21 protein-coding genes are annotated in these 21,162 nt (G+C 62.8%); 14 read left to right on the top strand and 7 right to left on the bottom strand.

All coding sequences use genetic code 11. The features are described from left to right. Positions 1 to 20 precede the first annotated feature (20 nt). Together ACM3N8_RS11510 and ACM3N8_RS11505 are read left to right on the top strand one after the other, a co-directional pair. Positions 21 to 881 carry a DMT family transporter gene (locus ACM3N8_RS11510; RefSeq protein WP_172955202.1) on the top strand — a complete coding sequence of 287 codons (861 nt, stop codon included), beginning with the start codon at positions 21 to 23 and terminating at the stop codon, positions 879 to 881. A 128-nt stretch (positions 882 to 1,009) separates the two neighbouring features. Then, entirely contained in the window at positions 1,010 to 1,846 is an 837-nt protein-coding gene (locus ACM3N8_RS11505) for a DMT family transporter (protein ID WP_290019064.1), read from the top strand. A gap of 45 nt (positions 1,847 to 1,891) precedes the next feature. Here ACM3N8_RS11505 and ACM3N8_RS11500 read toward each other — a convergent pair whose 3' ends face one another. Continuing rightward, entirely contained in the window at positions 1,892 to 2,740 is an 849-nt protein-coding gene (locus ACM3N8_RS11500) for a hypothetical protein (protein WP_416016151.1), read from the bottom strand. 110 nt (positions 2,741 to 2,850) lie between these two features. Further along, positions 2,851 to 4,074 (bottom strand): Nramp family divalent metal transporter, encoded by a 1,224-nt coding sequence (locus ACM3N8_RS11495; protein ID WP_416016150.1) that lies wholly within the window; start codon positions 4,072 to 4,074, stop codon positions 2,851 to 2,853. A 237-nt stretch (positions 4,075 to 4,311) separates the two neighbouring features. Here ACM3N8_RS11495 and rpsF point away from each other — a divergent pair, with 237 nt between their 5' ends. The 4 genes from rpsF (at position 4,312) to ACM3N8_RS11475 (ending at position 6,302) form a co-directional block, all read left to right on the top strand. Next, positions 4,312 to 4,701, top strand: a complete 390-nt coding sequence (rpsF, locus tag ACM3N8_RS11490) for a 30S ribosomal protein S6 (protein ID WP_005313395.1) — start codon at positions 4,312 to 4,314, stop codon at positions 4,699 to 4,701. Between the two features lie 30 nt (positions 4,702 to 4,731). Next, entirely contained in the window at positions 4,732 to 4,962 is a 231-nt protein-coding gene (rpsR, locus tag ACM3N8_RS11485; protein ID WP_005313392.1) for a 30S ribosomal protein S18, read from the top strand. Positions 4,963 to 5,011: 49 nt separating this feature from the next. Beyond that, the gene (gene rplI / locus ACM3N8_RS11480) at positions 5,012 to 5,458 is read left to right on the top strand and encodes a 50S ribosomal protein L9 (protein ID WP_043135484.1); all 447 of its coding nucleotides are present in this window, start codon (positions 5,012 to 5,014) and stop codon (positions 5,456 to 5,458) included. A gap of 100 nt (positions 5,459 to 5,558) precedes the next feature. Further along, positions 5,559 to 6,302, top strand: a complete 744-nt coding sequence (locus ACM3N8_RS11475) for a ferredoxin--NADP reductase (protein ID WP_416016149.1) — start codon at positions 5,559 to 5,561, stop codon at positions 6,300 to 6,302. Between the two features lie 53 nt (positions 6,303 to 6,355). Here ACM3N8_RS11475 and ACM3N8_RS11470 read toward each other — a convergent pair whose 3' ends face one another. Beyond that, the gene (locus tag ACM3N8_RS11470) at positions 6,356 to 6,685 is read right to left on the bottom strand and encodes a hypothetical protein (RefSeq protein ID WP_290019071.1); all 330 of its coding nucleotides are present in this window, start codon (positions 6,683 to 6,685) and stop codon (positions 6,356 to 6,358) included. Between the two features lie 345 nt (positions 6,686 to 7,030). On the opposite strand from ACM3N8_RS11470, the gene ACM3N8_RS11465 reads away from it, so the two are divergent. Then, positions 7,031 to 8,029, top strand: a complete 999-nt coding sequence (locus ACM3N8_RS11465) for a Preprotein translocase subunit SecY (RefSeq protein WP_290019072.1) — start codon at positions 7,031 to 7,033, stop codon at positions 8,027 to 8,029. Positions 8,030 to 8,078: 49 nt separating this feature from the next. Here ACM3N8_RS11465 and ACM3N8_RS11460 read toward each other — a convergent pair whose 3' ends face one another. Further along, positions 8,079 to 8,246 (bottom strand): hypothetical protein, encoded by a 168-nt coding sequence (locus tag ACM3N8_RS11460; protein ID WP_005308905.1) that lies wholly within the window; start codon positions 8,244 to 8,246, stop codon positions 8,079 to 8,081. A 56-nt stretch (positions 8,247 to 8,302) separates the two neighbouring features. Here ACM3N8_RS11460 and ACM3N8_RS11455 point away from each other — a divergent pair, with 56 nt between their 5' ends. From ACM3N8_RS11455 to ACM3N8_RS11435, 5 genes are all read left to right on the top strand, one after another. Then, the gene (locus ACM3N8_RS11455) at positions 8,303 to 9,280 is read left to right on the top strand and encodes an NADP-dependent oxidoreductase (protein ID WP_290019073.1); all 978 of its coding nucleotides are present in this window, start codon (positions 8,303 to 8,305) and stop codon (positions 9,278 to 9,280) included. Beyond that, the gene (locus ACM3N8_RS11450; protein WP_043135490.1) at positions 9,277 to 9,714 is read left to right on the top strand and encodes a YqaA family protein; all 438 of its coding nucleotides are present in this window, start codon (positions 9,277 to 9,279) and stop codon (positions 9,712 to 9,714) included. The genes ACM3N8_RS11455 and ACM3N8_RS11450 overlap by 4 nt, the downstream gene beginning before the upstream one ends. A gap of 26 nt (positions 9,715 to 9,740) precedes the next feature. Continuing rightward, positions 9,741 to 12,554, top strand: a complete 2,814-nt coding sequence (locus ACM3N8_RS11445; RefSeq protein WP_416016148.1) for a M16 family metallopeptidase — start codon at positions 9,741 to 9,743, stop codon at positions 12,552 to 12,554. Positions 12,555 to 12,613: 59 nt separating this feature from the next. Then, complete coding sequence (gene gshA, locus ACM3N8_RS11440; protein WP_241278991.1) at positions 12,614 to 14,212, top strand: glutamate--cysteine ligase; 1,599 nt, start codon at positions 12,614 to 12,616, stop codon at positions 14,210 to 14,212. Positions 14,213 to 14,499: 287 nt separating this feature from the next. Continuing rightward, entirely contained in the window at positions 14,500 to 15,714 is a 1,215-nt protein-coding gene (locus ACM3N8_RS11435) for an aldose 1-epimerase family protein (protein ID WP_416016147.1), read from the top strand. Positions 15,715 to 15,777: 63 nt separating this feature from the next. Here ACM3N8_RS11435 and ACM3N8_RS11430 read toward each other — a convergent pair whose 3' ends face one another. Further along, on the bottom strand, positions 15,778 to 17,568 hold the full coding sequence (locus ACM3N8_RS11430) for an AMP-dependent synthetase/ligase (RefSeq protein WP_043557545.1): 1,791 nt from the start codon (positions 17,566 to 17,568) through the stop codon (positions 15,778 to 15,780). Between the two features lie 186 nt (positions 17,569 to 17,754). On the opposite strand from ACM3N8_RS11430, the gene ACM3N8_RS11425 reads away from it, so the two are divergent. Beyond that, positions 17,755 to 18,300 (top strand): hypothetical protein, encoded by a 546-nt coding sequence (locus ACM3N8_RS11425; RefSeq protein ID WP_416016146.1) that lies wholly within the window; start codon positions 17,755 to 17,757, stop codon positions 18,298 to 18,300. Positions 18,301 to 18,309: 9 nt separating this feature from the next. On the opposite strand, the gene rimI is transcribed toward ACM3N8_RS11425, so the two are convergent. Together rimI and ACM3N8_RS11415 are read right to left on the bottom strand one after the other, a co-directional pair. Next, on the bottom strand, positions 18,310 to 18,759 hold the full coding sequence (gene rimI, locus ACM3N8_RS11420) for a ribosomal protein S18-alanine N-acetyltransferase (RefSeq protein WP_416016145.1): 450 nt from the start codon (positions 18,757 to 18,759) through the stop codon (positions 18,310 to 18,312). A gap of 58 nt (positions 18,760 to 18,817) precedes the next feature. Then, positions 18,818 to 19,306: a hypothetical protein gene (locus ACM3N8_RS11415; RefSeq protein WP_416016144.1), complete on the bottom strand. Its 489-nt coding sequence runs from the start codon at positions 19,304 to 19,306 to the stop codon at positions 18,818 to 18,820. Between the two features lie 237 nt (positions 19,307 to 19,543). On the opposite strand from ACM3N8_RS11415, the gene ACM3N8_RS11410 reads away from it, so the two are divergent. After that, the gene (locus tag ACM3N8_RS11410) at positions 19,544 to 21,151 is read left to right on the top strand and encodes an ATPase RavA domain-containing protein (RefSeq protein ID WP_043135499.1); all 1,608 of its coding nucleotides are present in this window, start codon (positions 19,544 to 19,546) and stop codon (positions 21,149 to 21,151) included. Positions 21,152 to 21,162: the final 11 nt, after the last annotated feature.

The raw sequence follows: 21,162 nt of genomic DNA, 5'->3' as shown, positions 1-21,162 counted from the left end.
CACACGAGTGGCTGTCGCTGATGGAGCTGTTGCGCAAGCGGTTCGCTCTGGACCTGCAAACCTTCGCCATCATCACCCTGGTGCTGGGCAATCTGGCCCAGGCCTTCTCCGATGTGCTGGTCAAGCTGATCGGCCCCGGTTTCAGTCCCTTCCAATACATGTTCCTGCGCCAGCTGCTGACCCTGCTGGTGCTGCTGCCTTTCATGCTGCGGGTGCCGAGAGCGGCCTGGGGACTGGGTGCCTGGAAATGGCACCTGCTGCGCGGTCACCTCTGCCTGCTCGGCGGGGGTGGCATGATGCTGGCCCTGACCCAACTGCCGCTGGCCACGGCCAACGCCATCTTCTACGTCTCTCCGTTGCTGACCCTGCCGCTGGCGGCCTGGCTGCTCAAGGAGAAGATCAATTCCCGGGTCTGGTTGCTGGGAGGCATGGGGCTGCTCGGGGTCGTGTTCGTGCTCAAGCCGGGGGATTTTCATCTGGCGGGGCTGGGTGCCCTGGTGACCGCCTTCACCCTGGCGCTGTTCAATGTGACCGGCCGCAAGCTGCCAGCGGGTATCTCTGTGGTGGCGACCCTGTTCTGGGCCAACCTGCTGGCGTTGCCGCTGACGGCGGGCTTGGCGGTGAATCAATGGCAGCCGGTGGACTGGCGTCTGCTGGCGCTGATCGGTGGCAGCGGCGTGATGCAACTGCTCTACCATGCCAGTTGCATTTATGCCTACCGGCAGGTCGAGGCCAACCGCATCGCGACGACCGAGTATTCCGGCCTGATGTTCGTGGTGCTGCTGGGGGTCTGGCTGTTTGGCGAGATCCCGGCCTGGAACCTTTGGGTCGGGGTGGGCTTTATCCTGCTGGCCATCCATTGGCAGCGTCGCCTGCGCTAGCGCGCTCTCCTCCATATGACAAACCGGCTGCTTGCCGGTTTGTCATATGAGCAGCTTATGAAGCCGATCCCGGTTGTGGCATCGAAAATAGGCTAGCCTGTCCCGCTCTCAGTGACAGGAACTCCGTCGTGACTCCCACCCTCTTTGCGGCCATCCTGCTGGCCGCGCTGCTGCACGCCCTCTGGAATGCGCTGGCCAAGCGCCAGGCCGAGGGGCGCGTCAGCGTCTTGCTGGTCTCCCTCTGCTCCGGGCTGTTTGCCGCCCCCTTCTTGCCGCTGGTGGGATTGCCTGTGGCTGCCGAATACCCCTGGCTGGCGCTCTCCATCCTGCTGCATTGCGGCTATTGCCTGTTTCTCGGTCGGGCCTATCGACTGGGGGAGTTCGGCCAGATCTATCCGCTGGCCCGTGGCAGTGCCCCCCTGGTGACCCTCTTGCTCGGGGCTCTGCTGCTGGGGGAGGTGCCCGGTGGGCTGGCGGTAGCGGGTGCCCTGGTGCTGGTGAGCGGGGTGCTGTTGATGGCCTGGCGCGGCGGTATCAGGCTGGCGCCTGCGGCACTGCGGGCCGTGCTGATCACTGCGCTGTTCACCGCCGCCTATACCCTCTCCGACGGCGCTGGCGCCCGCTCGGCCGGTGAACCGATACGCTATACCCTCTGGCTGTTTGCCCTGACTGCGCTGATGATGCCGCTGCTGATGCGCTGGCAGAGTCGCACCGCCTGGCGCGCGCTCGATCTCGCGGCATGGCGTACCGGTGCCCTCGGCGGCGCTCTGTCACTGCTTGCCTACGGCATCGTCATCTGGGCCATGACCCAGGCGCCCATCGGGCTGGTGGCGGCGCTGCGCGAGAGCAGCGTGCTGTTTGCCGTGTTGCTCTCCTGGTGCTGGCTGGGGGAGAAGCTGGGGCGGGTACGGCTGTGGGCCGCGCTGGTGATCCTCTGCGGTATCTTGCTGATCCGCCTCGGCTGATGGGTGACGACGTCAGGCCGGGATAGCCCCGGCCTGACGGTTGGCTCAGGGAGTGACCCGGGTCGTCAGGGTGAAGCCCTCCTCGCAGGGGGCGAGCTGCACCCGAACCTGGCCCAGCTCGGCCAGGGTGCCGACATGGGTGCCGCCGCAGGGGATGGTGACCTCTTGACCTTCAAGCATGCAGTGCCAGTAGCGCGAATCTATGATGGCCTCGCCGGCCCGGCTGCGGCGGATCTCGCCACCGGCCGACAGCCAGTCTGCCAACTGCTGGTTTACGCTGGTCTCGATCTGCGCCAGTTCCGCCAACAAAGCGTCACTATTGACCCCCTTCTTGCGCAGGCTTTTGCCGATACGGTACTGCTCTTGGGATCCCATGGGCTCGACCCGCGAGGTCTGGATGGCGAGGCGGTCAAAGTCGGCCTGATCCAGCGTGTCGCGCTCGCTCACCTCCTTGCGCCAGTAGGGAACCAGCATCCGGTTGAGGGCCAGCGCCGCCAGATGGCAGCCGCTGTGGCCCAGGCTCAGGGCGTGGCGGGCTGCGGCATCCACCTTCAGTTCAACCCGTGAGCCCACCGCCAGAGAGTGCCGGCCTGCCAGGGGATGCACCACCACGAAGGCCCAGCCTTCGGCGCCACGCTTGACCGGAATCTCTGTGTCCATGAACAGTTCGCCCTCTGGGCTGATGGCGCCCATGCGGCAGGGGCCCACGTTGGCGTCGCCGTCATCCCAGCAAACCGTGCCCACATCGCCTGGCTGATCGGGCCAGAGGTGGCTCTGGGGGTGGAAAGGAGTGAGGTCGGTGACCAGCAGGCTGGTGTCGCCGCTCTGGCAGAAGAGCACGCTGGCCTGTTCATGATGGTGGCCCAGCACGAAGCTGGCTCGGGTATGTTCCATGGATGGCTCCTGCGAATCGAAGAGGAAGAGAGAGCCGCAGCATACGCCAAAGTGCAGGCCGGCTCATTAACCTGGGTTAATGAGCCGGCCTGAATCGCGGGTTGTGAGCGCTAGATCATGGCAACCAGCAGGTAGGCGTTGAGCCCGATCACCAGCGCGACTATGAGGCGGCCGACGGCCTGGGTCACCGGGTGGTTGCGATACTCGCCCATCAGCGCCCGATCGCCGGTCAGGATCAGCAGTGGAATGAGCGCCAGCGCGATACCGAAGCTCAGCACCACCTGGCTCAGCACCAATATTTCGGTGGTGTTGAGCCCCATGGCGATCACCACGAAGGCGGGGGCCATGGTGATGGCGCGGCGTAGCCAGAGCGGTATGGTGAAGCGCACGAAGCCTTGCATCACCACCTGACCGGCGAGTGTACCCACGACCGTGGAGGAGATGCCTGAGGCCACCAGTGACAGGCCGAACAGGGTGGCGGCGGCCTGACCCAGCAAGGGAGTGAGCGTCTGGTAGGCGGTTTCGAGTTCGGCCACGGGCTGGTTGCCGGCGCCGTGGAAGGCTGCCGCCGCCATGGCCATCATGGCCAGGTTGACGAAGCCGGCTATGGTCATGGCGATCGCTACGTCCACCCGGGTGGTGTGCAGTCGCTGAGGCACTGTGCCCTGATCCTGGGTGTGCTGGGTCAGCGCCGAGTGCAGGTAGATGACGTGAGGCATGACAGTTGCACCGAGCACGCCAGCGGCCAGATAGACGGCGTCGCTGTTGGGCAGGCCGGGGAAGAGGGCGCCTTCCAGCAGGCTGGGCAGGTGGGGGCGGGAGAACACCAGCTCGACGATATAGGCCGCCGCCACGAACAGCAAGAGGCCGCCAACCACGAACTCCAGCGGCTTCTGACCGCGGGATTGCAGCATCAGAATGCCCCAGGTGACCACGGCCGTGATGCCGGCGCCTTCCAGCAGGGTGACGCCGAGCAGCAGCTTGAAGCCCACGGCCGCACCTATGAACTCGGCGAGATCCGTGGCCATGGCGATGATCTCCGCCTGTACCCAGTAGGCCCAGACCGCCGGTTTGGGCAGCCGATCGCGGATGTGCTCCGCCAGGTTCTTGCCGGTGACTATGCCGAGCTTGGCTGAGAGGGCCTGCACCAGCATGGCCATCAGATTCGCCCACACCACCACCCACAGCAGCTGATAACCGAAGGTGGAGCCGGCCTGGATATTGGTGGCGAAGTTGCCCGGATCTATATAGCCGATGGCGGCGATAAAGGCGGGGCCAAGCAGGGTCAGTTTGAATTTGCGGGCCGGGATGGCCGTGGTCAGCGCGGGTTGCATGGAATCACCCTCCATAAGATTATGGAGATAGAATAGATCTAAATGATAATTATTATCAATTGATGTTTTGTATCATACCCATAGATAAAAACATCTGTGGCGGCCAGTTGCAGTGAGGGATGTGATTTCGTACAATACGCCGCCCTAGAAAGCAGTGTCTAAACACACCATACGTTCCTTGCCTCCGAGGTCTGGCTGCACCTGGGCGGAGGCTGAATTAATCCGTAAGGAGCTAAAATGCGTCATTACGAAATCGTCTTCATGGTTCATCCGGACCAGAGCGAGCAAGTACCCGGCATGATCGAGCGTTACACCGGCGCTATCACCACCGCGGGTGGTACTATCCATCGCATGGAAGATTGGGGCCGTCGTCAACTGGCTTACCCGATCGACAAGCTGCACAAAGCTCACTACGTTCTGATGAACGTGGAAGCAGAGCAAGCCGTTATCGATGAACTGGAAACCAACTTCCGTTTCAACGATGCCGTTATCCGCAACATGATCATGCGCACCAAGCACGCCGTGACTGAAGTTTCTCCGATGGCCAAGGCCAAGGAAGAGCGCTTCGTCCGTCGTGACGACGAGCGCCGCGAAGATACTGTTGAAGCAGCGTCTTCCGAAGAGTAATTCTGGATCACTGAATAGAGGATAAAGGCCATGGCACGTTATTTCCGTCGTCGTAAGTTCTGCCGCTTCACTGCCGAGAACGTTACCGAGATCGACTACAAAGATATCGTTACTCTGAAAAACTACGTCACTGAATCTGGCAAGATCGTACCGAGCCGTATCACCGGTACCCGCGCCAAGTATCAGCGTCAGCTGGCACGCGCCATCAAGCGTGCTCGTTACCTGGCTCTGCTGCCGTACACCGATCTGCACAACAAGTAAGAATCGGCCCGGCACTTAAGCCTAACTCAACTTTTATAGAGGAAAGGTAATGCAAGTTATCCTGCTCGACAAAATCGCCAAACTGGGCGGTCTGGGTGATCAAGTCGCTGTTAAAGCTGGCTACGCCCGTAACTATCTGATCCCGCAAGGCAAAGCCGTTATGGCTACCAAGGCCAACATCGAGACTTTCGATGCTCGCCGTGCTGAACTGGAAGCCAAACTGGCTGCCGGTAAAGCTGCCGCTGAAGAGCGCGCTGCCAAGCTGGGTGAACTGGCTGCTGTTGTCATCGCCTCCAAATCTGGCGACGAAGGCAAGCTGTTCGGTTCCATCGGTACCCGTGACGTGGCTGAAGCCATCACTGCTGCCGGCGTTGCTGTTGCCAAGAGCGAGGTCCGCATGGGCAACGTTCTGCGTAACACCGGCGAGTACGAAGTTGTTGTTCAGCTGCACGCTGACGTCAAAGCAACCGTACAAGTTCAGGTTGTTGCCCTGTAATAGCGTTTCGCTTTTGCAGAAAAACCCGCGCACTTGCGCGGGTTTTTTATTTTGGGATCAAAGGGTAAAGTGAGGTTCTGTTCCTCTGGAGGAGATCCTTATGGCAGCCTGGGTCGAAGGTAGGGTCATCGAGCGCATCGAATGGACCCCTACCCTGTTTTCCCTGCGTGTGGAGGCCGAACTCGCCCCCTACAAGGCAGGTCAATTTACCAAGCTGGCCCTCGAGCAGGGTGAGCGCCGCATCCAGCGGGCCTACTCTTTCGTCAATCCCCCCTCTGCGCCTTACCACGAGTTTTACTTCGTCGAGATACAGGGCGGTGAGCTGACTCCTTCCCTCGGTTCCCTGCAAGCGGGCGACACTCTGCTGGTGCAATCCCAGGCGACCGGCTTTCTGACCCTGGATGAGCTCCCGCCCGGCCGCGATCTCTGGCTGCTCTCCACAGGTACCGCCATAGGCCCCTTCCTCTCCATGCTGGCGGACGGCGAGGCGTTCGAGCGCTTTGAGAACCTGGTGCTGGTGCACGGGGTACGCAAGGGGGAGGAGCTGAGCTACCGAGCGCTGATCGATGGTTTTTCCGAGCGCCACGGCGAGCGTTTTCGCTACGTGCCCTTCGTCAGCCGCGAGGCCTGGCCCGATGCGATGGAAGGGCGGATCCCGGCGGCCATCGCCGACGGGCGACTGCAGGAGCGAGTCGGGCTCGCATTTTCACCCGAGCTGAGCCAGGTGCTGATCTGTGGCAATCCGGCCATGGTGAAGGAGACGCAACAGACCTTGCTGGCATTGGGGCTGGCCAAGAACCTGCGGCGGGCGCCGGGCAACATCAGTGCGGAGAATTACTGGTAGTCCAATGAACACAGGGGCCATGGGCCCCTGTGTGATGTCTGCTGTGGTTTCGGCTAGTTCTTCTTGCCGTTCCCATTCCCGTTGCTGTTGCCCTTCTGCTTGTTGTGGCCCTGACCCGGATTGTTGCCGCTGTGGATGCTGCGGTTGTAGTGATCGCGATACTTGCCATCCACCTTGTCGCAGTTGAGCTGGATCCGGCTGTCGCCTATGCCGAGATCCAGGCAGTTGTTCTGCCACCAGTCGTACTCTTTCTGATCCCAGTTGATGTCCAGCTTGATGTCGTCGGTGGAGAGCTTGACGCCATCGTTGTTCTTGGAGGGCGGCGCCGCAAAGGCCACGCCGTGGACCAGCAGGAGGGAGAGCAGCAGGGCGGTTTTATTCATGATGACCTCGGATTCAGGGTGATTGCTATCAGTCTAGAAGGTGCAGGCTTAACCTGAACGGAACCAGCCATTATTGTGGCTACGCCGGCTTTGCGGCTTGGCACCTCACCTTGCCAGGGGGGCTGCGCCACTTCTTCGGTTCGACGGGCCCGCTTGTCATTGCGTCGAGGATGGCAGCTTGGGTTCGGCCCGTCATCATGCCGGTGGCGGCTATTTGCCCAATCTGGTCGCAGCCTGTCCATCCAGGGCAGTATCTGATTGAATTCAAACGATTAGCCTTCATTCTGTCGATGGGGGGACTATAATCGGCAGCCAACTTTTCCTGCACAGTATCCCCACTTCATCATGAATACACAGGCTTCCGCCATATTGCGCTACCCCAAGGGGTGGTTCGCTCTGACCACGGTGTACAGTTTTACCGGGTTGGCCATTCTGGCCTCCATCGTCTTCTCCCTGTTGCTGTTTCTCTCCATCGACGACAACCCCCTGATGAAGTGGCTGTTCGGCGGTCTGGCCATCATCTTCGAACTGGGCAAGTTCTACGTCTGGTACGAGTACGGCGAGTGCAAGGCGCGCCGCGATCTCGGCGGCGCCTTCTGGTCGTTGCTGTTCTACAGCGTGCTGGCTGCCATCTCCATCGGCGGCAGCATCGGCGGCATCAACAGTGCCACCAACACCATACTGAGCCAGCAGGCGCGCCACGAGAGGGAGCTGGCCCGCTTCGACGAGCAGATCGCCAGCATAGAGCGGCAGATCCAGCTCAACGAGGAGGCGGCCCGCAAGTACATAGAGATGGCGCGTATCTCCAGCGGCGTCAGCGGCTTGCAGCAGGCCAACACCAAGCTCAGGTTGAAGCAGGATGAGTTGCGCCAGGAGCGGGACGCCAAGCCGCTCAACGAGCAGTCCTCCATGCTGGGGCTGATGAGCAGTCTGGCGGACGGGGTGGGCATGAGCATCAGCCAGGTGCAGTTTCTGCTGGTCTGTTTCCTCTCGGTGCTGCTGGATGTGTTTGGCGCCTTCTTCGTCAGCCTGATCGGCGAGGAGAACCGCTTTCGTCGCATCTGGCTGTGGCAGCAGGCGCGGGAGCAGGCCGCGGCGCGGCAGGCGGAGGCTGCGATCACTGCGCCCCCGGTGGTGAGCAAGCCGGAACCCGAGCCTGCCGTGGTGGCCCAGGTGCGCTCCGTGCTGGAGAGCGGCGAGCTCAAATGCAGCAAGCGCGGGGTAGCCGAGGCGTTGTCGCTGTCGCTGGAAGAGGTGGACAGGGTATTCCAGCATCTGCTGGCCCAGGGGGTGCTGGGGCAGGGCAGCAATCGCCACTACCACCTCAGCGCGCAAGCGGGTTGATGATCTGGCCACCTAGAGGTGGCCTTTTTGTTGCCGCGTGCGGGCGGCGCTAGTGAGTCAGCACCATCATCAGGCTGAGGAAGGCGGCCAGCCCCCCACCTATGCCGATGATCCAGTAAAACCCCTTGGCCCCCTGTTTGAGCGGGATGCGGAAGTAGAGCAGAAACGCCCACCACCCCAGGGCCAGCAACAGAGGAATAAGAAACATTCGAGCCATGGTGTCCTCGCTGTTATTCTGTTGACCCTTGATCAGTCAACAGGATGGATTGTGCAATGACGCAGCTACAGATTACCGCATTCGGCGACCCCTCGGTACTCAAGCTCAACCCTTCGCAGGGCAAGGTGCCCGCCGAGGGGGAAGTCCGGGTGCGCATCTGCTTTGCGGGAGTCAATCCCATCGATGCCAAGACCCGGGCCGGCCTTGGCTGGGCGGCGGCCCAGAACAAGGACAAGCTGCCCTGGACGCCGGGTTATGATGTGGCTGGCGTGATTGAGAAGGTGGGCCCAGGCGTGACCTCGCTGGCAGAGGGAGATCAAGTGTGCGGCATGGTGGGCTTTCCGCTGGCGGGCGGCGCCTATGCCGACAGCACTGTGGTGAGCGCAGAGGCGCTAGTCAAGCTAGATGGCATCAGCCTCAAGCAGGGCGCAGCCCTGCCGCTGGCCGGTCTCACCGCCTGGCAGGGGCTGTTTGAACATGGTGCCCTCAAGGCCGGGCAGCGGGTGCTGATCCTAGCCGGTGCCGGCGGCGTTGGCCATCTGGCGGTGCAGTTTGCCAGCGCTTACGGCGCCGAGGTGGTCGCCACGGCCAGTCGTGACAATCACGGTTTTCTCCATGGCCTGGGGGCCGGTCATCTTGTGGATTACCACGACGCCGACTGGGTCGCGCAGATCCTGGCCCTGGGTGGGCAGGTCGATCTGGTGCTGGATCTGGTGGGAGGCGAGAGCGGCAAGGCGGCGCTGGCTTGCGTCAAGCCCGGTGGCCGTCTGGTGACTGTACCCACCATCACGGCCCAGCAGATCAAGGATGCGGCGGTCGATGCCGGCATAGAGGTGCTCGGCATGCTGGTGCACCCCGACAGCAAACAGCTGGCCCAGATGCTGATCCTGCTGCGCCAGGGGGATGTACACATCACGGTCGGTGGCGAGTTTGCCCTGGCCGAGGGGGCGCTGGCCCATCAGGCCATAGAACAGGGCCATGTGCGTGGCAAGCTGGTGCTGCGCATGCCTGCCGCCGATGGCCAGCCCGGATGACTGGCATTGCCGAGATGGGGCTGGGCTGGCTGTTTCTGAGCGCCTTTACCTCCGCCACCCTGCTGCCCGGCAGCTCGGAAGTGCTGCTGGGGGCCATGGCGGCCAAGGGCGAGTGGAGCATGACCAGCCTGCTGCTGTGGGCGACGCTTGGCAATACCCTGGGCTCCATGACCACCTGGTGGCTCGGCTGGCTCGCCACCTTCAAGAAAAAACCGGAAGATTTTCAAGGCCGTGGGGAACAAAAAGCCCTCGGCTGGCTCAAACAACATGGTCACTGGTGTCTGCTGCTGGCCTGGACGCCAGTGGTCGGTGATGGCCTCTGTCTGCTGGCCGGTTGGCTGCGTCTCTCCTTCTGGCGCTCTCTCATCCTGATCGGGCTCGGCAAATTATTGCGTTATGCCCTGGTTTTTCTGTTGGCCAGTCACATTTTCTAGCCCCTTTCTTCACTCACGAGGTAACCGTGAACAAACTCATTCCATTAAGTCTTCTTCTGGGCTTCACCCTGCCCGTGCTGGCAGCCCCCACCCTGGTGTCGGAGCAGGTCAAGGAAGAGGGCAAGCTCGGCATCCCTTACCAGATGTACAAGCTGGACAACGGTCTGACCGTGATCCTGGCGCCCGACAAGTCAGATCCCCTGGTGCACCTCGACGTCACCTATCACGTGGGCTCGGCCCGCGAGCAGGTGGGCAAGTCCGGGTTTGCCCACTTCTTCGAACACATGATGTTCCAGGGCTCGAAACACGTTGGCGATCAGGAGCATATGCGGATCATCAACGAGGCGGGTGGCGACATGAACGGCACCACCAACAAGGATCGCACCAATTACTACGAGACTGTGCCGGCCAATCAGCTGGAGAAGGTGCTCTGGCTGGAAGCGGATCGCATGGGCTTCCTGCTCGATGCGGTGAGCCAGAAGAAGTTCGAGATCCAGCGCGCCACCGTCAAGAACGAGCGCGCCCAGCGCATCGACAACCAGCCCTATGGCCTGGTGAGCGAGAAGGTGGGGGAGGCGCTCTACCCGCGCACCCATCCCTACTCCTGGCAGCCCATCGGCTATGTGGAGGATCTGGACCGGGTCGGGGTGGATGACCTCAAACAGTTCTTCCTGCGCTGGTACGGCCCGAACAACGCCACCCTGACCCTGGGCGGCGACTTCGATACCAAACAGGCGCTGGCCTGGATCGAGCAGTACTTCGGTTCCATCCCGCGCGGTCCTGACGTGGCCGAGCCTACCCCGGAGCCGGTGAGCCTGCCCGAGACCCGCAACGTGACGCTGGAGGACAAGGTCCATCTGCCGCTGCTCTACATCAGCTACCCGACCGTCGCCCTCGGCGATCCGCAGGAGCCGGCGCTGGACATGTTCGCCGACGTGCTCGGCGGCTCCGCCAGCTCCATGCTCTACCAATCGCTGGTGAAAACCGGCAAGGCCATAGACGTGGGCGCCTCCCACTACTGCGAGGAGCTGGCCTGCACCCTGACCGTCTACGCCTATCCCAACCCGGCGGTGGATGGCAGCCTCAAGACTCTCAAGGGGGAAGTGGACAAGGTGATCGGCGAGTTTGCCGGTCGCGGCCTCAAGCCGGAGGATCTGGAAAAGGCCATCAGCAGCTATCGCGCCTCGGCCATCTGGGGTCTGGACAGCGTTTCAGGCAAGGTGAGCCAGCTCGCCATGGGCCAGGTGTTCGCCCAGGACCCCAACTATGTGTTCAAGAGCCTGGATGCCATCGGCAAGGTGACCCCTGAGCAGGTCAAGGCGGCCTATGACAAGTTCATCGTGGACAAGCCGGCCGTGGTGCTGAGTGTGGTGCCCAAAGGCAAGACGGATTGGCAGGTGACCAAGCCGAACTTCACCCCCGCCAAGCGCGAGCTGCCCGATTACAGCCAGCATGGGGAGCCGCTGGCGCTGCGCCCGGTCAAGGACAACTTCGATCGCAGCGTGCAGCCCAAGGCGGCGGATGCGGTCAGCGTCAAGGTACCCGCCATCTGGCACGGCAAGCTCGACAAGGAGATCGAGATCATCGGCACCCAGAGTGACGAGATCCCGGCCGTCTCCATCATGGTCGCCCTGCCGGGCGGCATGCGGGCCGAAGGCAAGGGAGAGCTGGGGCTCGCCAGCCTCACCGCCAGCATGATGGGACAGGGCTCGGTACGCCTGACCGAGGCCCAGCTCAGCGACGAGCTGCAAAAGCTCGGCTCCAGCGTCAGCGTCTCCAGTGCCCAGTACAGCAACCTGGTCACCATCAGCAGCCTGACCGACAAGCTGCCCCAGACCCTGGCGCTGGTGCGCGAGGTGTTCGAGCGGCCCGGCATGCGGGAGGCGGACTTCGAGCGGGTCAAGGCGCAGATGCTGCAAGGCATGAAACAGAGCGAACAGCAGCCGGAGTGGCTGGCAGGCCAGGCGTTCCGCGAGCTGGTCTATGGCAAGCAGAACCGCCTCGGTCAACCGGGTGACGGTGTGCTGGCCGACGTCGAGAAGCTGACCCTGGCGGACGTGAAGCGCTTCTATCAGAACTACTACAACCCGACCAACGCCAAGGTGGTAGTGGTCGGGGATGTGGCTCAGCAGCAGGTGGAGGAGCAACTCGGCTTCCTGACCCAGTGGAAGGGCGCCACGCCGGTACTCGGCAGCCTCAAGCCCAAGGGTGAGCAGGCCAAGCCGGGCATCTATCTGGTGGACAAGCCGGGGGCGCCCCAGTCGGTGATCCGCATCGGTCGTCGTGCCATGGCGTTTGATACCACGGGGGATTACTTCACCGCCGGGCTGATGAACTTCAACCTGGGGGGCAACTTCAACAGCCGCATCAACCTCAACCTGCGCGAAGACAAGGGCTACACCTACGGGGCCAGCTCGGGCTTCTCCGCCAATCGCGAGGTGGGCACCTTCGCCACCGGCGCCAATGTGCGGGCCGATGCGACCGTGGATGCCATCCGCCAGTTCCTCAAGGAGATGGACAGCTACCGCGCGACCGGCCCGACCCCGGTGGAGCTGGCCTACATGCGCAGCGCCGTCTCCCAGCAGGATGCGATCTCATACGAAACCCTTGGTCAGAAGGCAGGTTTCCTGCTGCAGATGATCATGTATGACCTGAAGCCGGACTATGTGCAGGCCCAGAACCAGCTGATCAAAACGGTGTCACCCGAGGCGCTCAAAGCCAGCGCCGCCCGTTGGCTGGATCCGGCCGACATGGTGATTGTGGTGGTGGGTGACAAGCAAAAGCTTGAAAAACCCCTGAAGGAGCTTCATCTTCCCATCTATCCGCTGCAGCTGCCCTGAGGGCGCTTCATAAAAATAGCGCCGCCCCCCTGTGGGGCGGCCACACATGAGCCGTGAATATGACTACTACTAGCTTGTCACTCACCGAGTTGTTGACCGCCCTGGGTTCGCCGGAACGGCTGACGGCCCTCAAGGGGATCCGGCGCGGGATCGAACGTGAATGTCTGCGCATCACGCCGGAGGGGACCCTCTCCCAGACGGATCACCCCAGGAGTCTGGGTTCGGCCCTGACCCATGCCAACATCACCACTGACTACTCGGAGAGCCTGCTGGAGTTCATCACCCCGGCCACCGACTCCATCGACAGCCTGATCGAACAGCTGGGCGACATCCATCGCCACGCCATCCATCATCTCGGTGACGAGCGCATCTGGCCGCTCTCCATGCCCTGCTTCGTCGGCGACGAGGAGAGCATACGGCTGGCCCAGTACGGCAGCTCCAACATAGGGCGGATGAAGACCCTCTACCGGCAGGGGCTGAAGAACCGCTACGGCAGCCTGATGCAGGTGATCGCCGGGGTGCACTTCAACTTCTCCATGCCGGACAGCTTCTGGAGCGAGTGGCAGGATCTGGTGTGCGAGGGCTGCTGCAGCCAGCGCTTCATCTCCGACAAGTACATGGGGCTTATTCGCAACGTCTACCGCTTCGGCTGGCTGGTGCCCTATCTGTTCGGCGCATCCCCGGCCATCTGCGACTCCTTCCTCAAGGGGCGCAAGAGCAGCCTGCCGTTCCAGAAGACCGGCAAGGGTACCCTTTATCTGCCCTATGCCACCGCGCTACGCCTGTCCGATCTCGGCTACACCAGCAGCTCCCAGAGCAAGCTCAACATCAGCCACGACAACCTGCCCGCCTATGTGGCCAGCCTGCGCCGCGCCATCAGCACCCATGATCCCGAGTTTGCCAAGATAGGGGTCAAGGTGAACGGCGAGTACCGTCAGCTCAATGACAACGTGCTGCAGCTGGAGAACGAGCTGTACGCGCCGATCCGGCCCAAGCGTACCCCGCGCAGCGGCGAGAAACCCTCGGATGCGCTGGAGCAGCGCGGCATCGAATACATAGAGCTGCGCACCGTGGATGTGAACCCCTTCACCCCGTTCGGCATAGATGTGGATCAGATCCGCTTCTTCGATCTGTTCCTGGTCTGGTGCCTGCTGCGCCCGTCTCCCGTGCTGGGTGACGAGGAGATTGCCCGCAATCGCCGCAACCAGAACAAGGTGGTGCTGGAAGGGCGTCGCCCCGGCCTGGAGCTTGAAGACGAGCAGGGCAATGCAATTGGTCTTAAAGAGTACGGGCTCAAGCTGTTTGACGAGCTGGCTCAGGTGGCCTCCCTGCTGGATCGCTGCTGTGGCCGCAACCGCTACCGCGAGACGCTGGCCATGCACCGCGAGAAGCTGCTCAATCCCGAGCTCACCTACTCCGCCCGCCTGCTCAAGCAGTTGCTTGAGAGCGGTCAGGACAACGGCTGCTTCGGTGACGAGCTGGCGAGCCGCTATCGGGAAGAGATGCTGGCCGGCGAGCTGCAGTACTGGGATCAGGCCTACTTCGCGGGCGAGGCGCGGGAATCGCTGGCCAAGCAGCGGGAGCGGGAGCGCAGCGACAGCCTGTCGTTCGACGACTTCCTGGCCGACTACTTCGGTACCCGCCAGACCACGACCTGATCCGTCCCCCTTTCGATAGCCGCTCCTGGAGCGGCTTTTTTATTGCGTCTCTCCCGCCTCTCTCCGGCGTTTTTCCGTGGCCAGAGCGTTCGAAAATGGCGCCCGAAAATAAGTGTGAGTCAGCCTTCACTTCAGCAGGGCGGGTGGGGCTTTTATTGTCAATCCGCTCACATTTCCTCCTTTTGCGGCTTGAGTCTTGCGCCGTGGGCGCCTAACGTCACGACAACTGAAACGATTCAGCTTTCGCGAAAACCATTCACAAGAACAAGAGACACGAGGATAAATCCATGTTGAAGAGACTCTCCATTGCCGTACTGCTCGCCCTGGGTGCGAGCTCGGGCCAGGCCGCCGAATTTCTGCTGACCGACTCCCAGCAGGGACTGGATGTGGGGGACTGGAAGATCAGCAGCGACAAGCTGGGGATCAAGAGCCCTGTGCCCTTCTCCGTCGAGAAGAAGCGCCTGCACGGCGGGCGTCAGGAGGGGGTGGATCTGCTGATCGTCGACAACGGCGTGATGAAGATTACCCTGGTGCCAACCCGCGGCATGGGGATCAAGGAGGTCAAGGGGGCCGATGTGCGCCTCGGTTGGGATTCCCCCGTCAAGGAGGTGGTCAACCCGGCCTTCATCGATCTGGAGAGCCGCGCCGGTCTCGGCTGGCTCGATGGCTTCAACGAGATGCTGGTGCGCTGCGGTTACGAGTGGACCGGCCACCCCGGGGTGGACGACGACGGTCGCCTCAAGAGCCTGCATGGCCGGGTGCAGAACATACCGGCGTCCGTGGTCAGCGTGACCATAGACGAGGAGCCGCCCTATGCCATTCACGTGCTGGGCCGGGTGGACGAGCGCACCTTCAAGATGAGCGAGCTGGTTACCTGGACCCAGCTGAGTGTAGTGCCCGGTCAGGCGGAATTTGCCCTGCAGGACAAGCTGACCAACCACGCCGACTACGAGAACGAGTACCAGATCATCTATCACAGCAACTTCGGGACGCCGATCCTGGAGGAGGGGGCGCGCGTCAGCACCCCGGTGAAGCAGATCTCCCCGTTCAACGACTACGCCAAGGCGGGGCTGAAGAGCTGGCAAACCTATCTGGGGCCGACCAAGGGCTTCGATGAGATGGTGTTCAATCTGGTGCCCTACAGCGACGCCGAGGGCAATACCCTGGCGGTGCTGAACAACCGGCAGGGCAGCGCCGGTGTGGCTGTGGGTTACAACACGCACCAGTTGCCCGTGCTGACCCTGTGGAAGAACACCGATACCCGGGCCCAGGGCTATGTGACGGGTATCGAGCCCGGCACCAGCTATGCCTACAGCACCAAGTACCAGCGTCCGCTGGGACTGGTTCCCAAGATCCAGCCGGGGGAGACCAAGACCTTCGATCTGACCTATCGTTTGCTGCGAAATGGGGAGGAGGTGAAGCAGGCGCTGGCACAGGTGGATAAGATCCAGGCAGGTCGTCCCACCGAACTGCGTGAGCAGCCGCTGGTCAAGCTGCCCTGAGTGGCAAGCACACAGCAAAAAGCCGCTCTTGAAGCGGCTTTTTCATGTCAGGCGTAGGCACGCTCAGACATGGTTGTACATGGCCTCGATCTCGTTCTGGTACTTGGATTCGATGATCTTGCGGCGCAGCTTCATGGTGGGGGTGATCTCCCCCAGCTCCATGGAGAAGGCGCTCGGCAGCAGGGTGAACTTCTTCACCTGCTCGAACTTGGCCAGCTCCTTTTGCAGATCCTGGATGCGGGCATCGAAGAACTCCATCACCCGGGAGTTGCGCAGCAGCTCCGTCTTGCACTGGTATTGCAGGTTGATGGAGCGGGCATACTCCTCCAGCGACTCGAAGCAGGGCACGATCAGCGCCGACACGAAGTGACGGGCATCGGCGACGATGGCAATCTGCTCGATGAAGCGATCCTTGCCTATGGTCCCCTCCACCAGTTGCGGTGCCACGTACTTGCCGTTGGAGGTCTTCATCAGCTCCTTGAGGCGCTCGGTGAAGTAGATGTTGCCGTCGCCGTCGAGCTCGCCCGCATCGCCGGTGCGCAGGAAGCCGTCTTCGGTCATCACCTCGGCGGTGGCGTCTGGCTTGTTGTAGTAGCCGCGCATCACGGTCGGGGAGCGCACCAGCAGCTCGTTGCTCTCACCCAGCTTCACCTCTATGCCGCTGAGGGCAGTGCCGATGGAGCCCAGCTTGAACTGGTGGTCTTCGTAGCAGCAGACGGTGGCCGTGGTCTCTGTCATGCCATAGCCGTACTTGAGGTTGAGCCCCATGGCCTGGAAGAAGAAGTTCACGTCGTCGGCGAGGCGGGCGCCCGCCACCGGCAGGAAGCGGGTGCGACCACCGAAGCGGGCGCGCAGCTTGCGAAACACCAGTCGCTCCGCCAGCCAGAGCTGGGCGTAGAGCAGCGGCGAGGTCGCCTTGCCGGCCTGACGGCTGGCGACCAGCTGTTTGCCGACGCCGGTGGCCCAGCCGAACAGGGCACGGCGCAGGCGTGGCGCCTGAGCCACCTTGGCCTGGATCATGGCGTAGGCCTTCTCGTAGAGGCGCGGCACGGCGCACATCACGGTCGGCTGCACCTCGCCGATGACATCCATCACCTTCTGCGGATCGCGGATATAGACGTTCTCGGCGCCGCAGTAGAGCACATAGTAGGTCCAGGCGCGCTCGAACACGTGGCTGAGCGGCAGCATGCACAGCGATACATCCTGCTCGTTGAGGTCGAGGCGGCTGTTGTGCATCTCGAAGCAGGCGGCGATGTTGGCAAAATCGAGCATGACCCCCTTGGGTTCGCCCGTGGTGCCCGAGGTGTAGATCAGGGTCAGCAGGTCGTCCATCCGGTACTGGGTTTCCCGTACCCGCAACTCCTGCTCGCTGGCCTGATGGTTGCCGGAGACCAGAAAGGCCTGGAAGTGGCTGGCCGCTGGGCAGTCACGCAGGTTGACCTTGCCATCGAGGGCGACTATCTGGCGGATCTCGCCATCCTTCAACAGGGTGAGCGCCTGATCGAACTGGGCCTGTTCGCCGACGAACAGCAGGCCTATGTTGGCATCGCGTACGATATAGCGCAGTTGCTCAAGGGTGCTGGTGGGGTAGATGGGCACGCTGACGCCGCGGGCGGCCAGGATGCCGAGATCTGCCTGGGTCCACTCCGGCATATTGCGGGCGTAGAGACCCACCATTTCGGTGGGCTGGTGGCCGGCACGGATCAGCGCCTGGGCACAGTAGTCCATGGCCTGTCCCAGGGTTCGCCAGCCGATGGCACGCCACTGGCCATCCTGTTGTACGCGCAGGGCGGCCTTGTTGCCAAGCCGGGCGATACGTTCACGCATCAGTCGAACCAGATGGAGTTTCGGCATCAGTCAAACATCCTCAAGTAACAGTTGTACGCCCGCAGGGGCACTAAAAATCGCGCTGGAGTTTAAACTCTAAGATTACAGCTTACAAGTGTGCGCTGTTTGTCCTGGATCACAAAGTCAGCAATCCGGGCGAGCTTGAGGCATGATGGTCGATGACCAAGAGGAGCCATTCAGGGAGGGTGAACAATGAGTGTCGGGATCAAGGGCGTGGTCACGGGGGCATTGCTGTTGCTGGCCGGGGCCGGCGGGCTCTGGTTTGCGCTGGGGGATATGGCCAGCGAGCAAGACAACCCCTGGCTGATCGGCGCCGACGGATACGCCAAAGCGCAGCAGCTGGCCCTGCACAAGGGGTATCCGCTGCTCTATGTGATCGAGCGCGCCAAGTGCCGACGCTGCAAGGGACTGGACGCCACATTGTGGCAGTCAGAGGAGATGGCGCCCGTGCTGGCCAGGCTGGTCAAGGTGCGGCTCAACCCGGATGCGGGGGATGGCAGCGAGCACATACTGCGCCGCTTCCCGCAGGTGGCGACTCCGCCCGGCATCTATGTGCAGCAGCCGGGGGAACCGCTCAAGCCCATCAAGATAGTGGTGGATCTCCAGCAGATCTGGATGCCGGGCGTCACCTGGCGGCGCGGCTTCTTCATGCCGTTGTCGGCGGCCGGCTTCGAAGCCGTGCTGCACACCACCCAGAGCCTGCAGGATCCGGCCCTCGACAATGCCCCGTTGCTGTAGGGCGGCGGGCTAGCCGAAGTCGAACAGGCGGGACATGAGCACGGCATCTTCCCGATCCTGGCCGGTGCCGTAGTAGTCGGCGCGGCGGCAATACTCGGCAAAGCCTTCGCTCTCGTAGAGACCTATGGCGCGCTTGTTGCTGTCGCGCACCTCCAGGAACCAGGCCTCGGCCCCCTTCGCCTTGCTGCGCGCCAGATAGGCCTTCAGCAGCGCACGTCCCAGCCCCTTGCCCTGACAGTCGGGGTGCACGCAGATGTTCATCAGCGAGCTGTCGCCCGCCACCAGATCCGAGATGTAGAAACCGGCGGGGCGGCCATCCAGCAGCATCAAGCCATTGAGATAGCGCGGCCCGAAGCAGGAGATCAGGTTGGCCTGGCTCCAGGGCTCCTTGTGGGAGGCCTGTTCTATGGGGTAAATCAGCTCGAAATCTGTCTCGAGCAGGGGACGAAACTCAGGCATGGTGGCTCCGGGTCGGGGCGGCGGAAGGAAAGGGGGCAGATCCGGGCGACAGGGTCGCTTAACCGAGGCGCGATCTGAGTTGCTGCCACAGTGCCCGTTTCTGGGCCGGTGTCGGCGTGAGCGGGCAGACCAGCGCATCGGGCCAGGCGGGGTCGGCCCGTTCCAGCCAGAGCTGGGGGGGCTTGTGCCCGGCGGGCAGCGTGGTCAGCAGCGTCACCTCGTCGACGCCTATGCCGAGCAGCTGGCAGAGATCCGCCAGCAGGGTCGGGGCGGGCAGGCGAGGGGCCAGGATCCAGAGCTTGCCGGCCGGCGGCGTGTCGAGCTCAGGCTGGGCCAGTTCGACGGAGGGCAGATCCCGAGCAGGGGCTGGCTCGGCGGCCTCCTGGTGGCCTGGGGCGGCATGGGCCCCCAGCAGGGCCGGGCGGCGCAGTTGCCAGCTCTGTATGCCCATGCGGGCCAACAGGGTTTGACGCATCAGGTCGGGCGTGAGGCCGCTTTGCTCAAGGGATGGCGCCTGATGTGCGTTCTGACGCTCGGGATCTTGCATGGCTGTCGCTCTGTCTTGATCTGCATTGGTGAAAAAAGCTCTGCGCAGGGTACACTCGAACGCGTTTTGCTGCATCTTTTGCGGTATGTTTTAGCCAGGAGTGGTGGCCCAGCGCCCATGCGCCCGCCGGTTTTTCCCGCAGGTGGCCTCGACACAATACAATAAGCAGAACAGGGAACATTCGACCGAGTCGCGGGTGTGCCGGTTCCAGACAACCCCAGTATCGGAAGTGCGCTTATGCCACCTTTAGCACCACAGAATCTTCGCCTTGCCCCCATTCATGAACGCTTGCCACGCCTGCTGTCGGCCCTCGGCGAGGGATTGTATGAGCGCCAGGATGCCCTGCGGCTCGGTCTGCTGGCCGCCCTCAGCGGCGAGAGCGTCTTCCTGCTGGGCCCGCCCGGCATCGCCAAGAGCCTGATCGCCCGCCGCCTCAAGCTGGCCTTTCACGAGGCGCGGCACTTCGAATACCTGATGACCCGCTTCAGCACGCCGGAGGAGGTGTTCGGCCCCCTCTCCATTCAGGCGCTGAAGGAGGATGGCAAGTACCTGCGGCTCACCACGGGCTACCTGCCGGAGGCCGAGGTGGTGTTCCTCGACGAGATCTGGAAGGCGGGCCCCGCCATCCTCAACACTCTGCTCACCGCCATCAACGAGCGACAGTTTCGCAACGGCGACAGCCAGCACCCCATCCCCATGCGGCTGTTGGTGACCGCCTCCAACGAGCTGCCGGCGCCGGACAGCGGGCTGGAGGCGCTTTACGATCGCATGCTGGTGCGGATCTGGATGGACAGAGTGCAGGAGAAAGCCAACTTCCAGGCCATGCTGGCGAGCGACGGCCAGTCCCATCAGAACCTGCCCCCCTCGGTGCAGATCCACAGCGAAGAGTATGAGGCCTGGCAGGTGCAGATCGACCAGGTGCGGCTGCCCGACGACTGCTTCGAGCTCATCTATCAGCTGCGCCAACAGCTCGACAGCCAGCTGGCCCACAGCTGCTACGTGTCGGATCGGCGCTGGAAGAAGGCGGTCAGGCTCATCAAGGCGAGCGCCTTCTTCAACGGCCGCGACGAGGTGGCCCCCCTGGATCTGCTGCTGTTCAAGGATTGCCTCTGGCACGACGATGCCTCCCGCACCGCCCTGCTGGAGATGATGACCGAATTCTCCCGCCTCTATGGCTACCAGCAGCTGGCCATGACCCGCCAGCTGATGGGGCTGCGGGATCAGTTCAAGCAGCTCAGGAGCGCTGTGGCCCAGCGCCTGTGCTGCAAGGCGAAGCAGCGCCAGCAGTGGTTCGGACGCCGCGCCCGCGGCATCCAGATCCCGCTGGCCAATGCCCGTCCGTTTGGCAAGCTGGTGCACTTCAACCTGCTCACCCCGGCGGCGCTGGATGGCGACGATCCGGAGCGGCTGATCGAGACTCTGGTGTTCGATCGCACCCTGCTGTCGCACTGGCACCCCACCGGCGAGGCGCTGGTGGGCTGGCCGCTCGGCAACCCCAAGGAGGGGCACTACGAGCTGGTGCTGGACGACGAGCTGCGGCTGCAGGTGCTGGACCTGCAACGCCAGCAGATCCCGCTGGTGCTGGTGGAGCGCACTGCCATCCCCGAGGTGGTTATAGCCCCCTGGCAGGCGGCGCTCACCGGACTGCTGGCCGAGAGCGGCCTGCTGCAACAGGAGCTCAAGCGTCAGCGCGGCCTGTTCGAGCGCCATCAGCAGCACCTCTTCATCGGCCGTCACTGGCTGCAGCAGGTGGAAGACAGCTTCTTCGTGCTGAACCGGGATCTGGAGCAGCTGCGCAGCGACATCAGCCACTGGCACGATCGCCTGCCGAAGCTGGACGCCTGAGCCATGGGGAG

Origin of the sequence: Aeromonas sp. A04, assembly GCF_047780465.1 — a bacterium.
Lineage (GTDB): Bacteria > Pseudomonadota > Gammaproteobacteria > Enterobacterales > Aeromonadaceae > Aeromonas > Aeromonas bestiarum.
Note: the sequence above shows the minus strand (reverse complement) of the source record. Positions and strands in the feature narration are given on the sequence as shown.